Origin of the sequence: Ferdinandcohnia sp. QZ13 (assembly GCF_031324165.1) — a bacterium.
Taxonomy (GTDB): Bacteria; Bacillota; Bacilli; order Bacillales; family Bacillaceae_L; genus Ferdinandcohnia.
Genome location: NZ_JAVIVW010000006.1, coordinates 1 through 1,599, shown reverse-complemented (window position 1 = coordinate 1,599; position 1,599 = coordinate 1). Strand labels below are relative to the sequence as shown.

General features: G+C 54.0%; 1 rRNA gene. It reads left to right on the top strand.

The window, feature by feature from the left end:
* Positions 1 to 15: 15 nt before the first annotated feature.
* Positions 16 to 1,567: ribosomal RNA gene (locus tag RGU12_RS13545) — 16S ribosomal RNA — on the top strand.
* Positions 1,568 to 1,599: the final 32 nt, after the last annotated feature.

The following is a 1,599-nucleotide window of genomic DNA, read 5'->3' as shown; positions in this document are numbered from 1 at the left end:
GAGCAATCAATACTCTTATTGGAGAGTTTGATCCTGGCTCAGGATGAACGCTGGCGGCGTGCCTAATACATGCAAGTCGAGCGAATCTGAGGGAGCTTGCTCCCAAAGATTAGCGGCGGACGGGTGAGTAACACGTGGGCAACCTGCCTGTAAGACTGGGATAACTTCGGGAAACCGGAGCTAATACCGGATAACATATGAGACCACATGGTCTCGTATTAAAAGATGGCTTTTAGCTATCACTTACAGATGGGCCCGCGGCGCATTAGCTAGTTGGTGAGGTAACGGCTCACCAAGGCGACGATGCGTAGCCGACCTGAGAGGGTGATCGGCCACACTGGGACTGAGACACGGCCCAGACTCCTACGGGAGGCAGCAGTAGGGAATCTTCCGCAATGGACGAAAGTCTGACGGAGCAACGCCGCGTGAGCGAAGAAGGTCTTCGGATCGTAAAGCTCTGTTGTTAGGGAAGAACAAGTATCGTTCGAATAGGGCGGTACCTTGACGGTACCTAACCAGAAAGCCACGGCTAACTACGTGCCAGCAGCCGCGGTAATACGTAGGTGGCAAGCGTTATCCGGAATTATTGGGCGTAAAGCGCGCGCAGGCGGTCCTTTAAGTCTGATGTGAAAGCCCACGGCTCAACCGTGGAGGGTCATTGGAAACTGGGGGACTTGAGTGCAGAAGAGGAGAGCGGAATTCCACGTGTAGCGGTGAAATGCGTAGAGATGTGGAGGAACACCAGTGGCGAAGGCGGCTCTCTGGTCTGTAACTGACGCTGAGGCGCGAAAGCGTGGGGAGCGAACAGGATTAGATACCCTGGTAGTCCACGCCGTAAACGATGAGTGCTAAGTGTTAGAGGGTTTCCGCCCTTTAGTGCTGCAGCAAACGCATTAAGCACTCCGCCTGGGGAGTACGGTCGCAAGACTGAAACTCAAAGGAATTGACGGGGGCCCGCACAAGCGGTGGAGCATGTGGTTTAATTCGAAGCAACGCGAAGAACCTTACCAGGTCTTGACATCCTCTGACACTCCTAGAGATAGGACTTTCCCCTTCGGGGGACAGAGTGACAGGTGGTGCATGGTTGTCGTCAGCTCGTGTCGTGAGATGTTGGGTTAAGTCCCGCAACGAGCGCAACCCTTGATCTTAGTTGCCAGCATTTAGTTGGGCACTCTAAGGTGACTGCCGGTGACAAACCGGAGGAAGGTGGGGATGACGTCAAATCATCATGCCCCTTATGACCTGGGCTACACACGTGCTACAATGGATGGTACAAAGGGCAGCAAAACCGCGAGGTTAAGCCAATCCCATAAAACCATTCTCAGTTCGGATTGCAGGCTGCAACTCGCCTGCATGAAGCCGGAATCGCTAGTAATCGCGGATCAGCATGCCGCGGTGAATACGTTCCCGGGCCTTGTACACACCGCCCGTCACACCACGAGAGTTTGTAACACCCGAAGTCGGTGGGGTAACCGTAAGGAGCCAGCCGCCTAAGGTGGGACAGATGATTGGGGTGAAGTCGTAACAAGGTAGCCGTATCGGAAGGTGCGGCTGGATCACCTCCTTTCTAAGGAAACTGAAGTTCTACGAACTTCATAA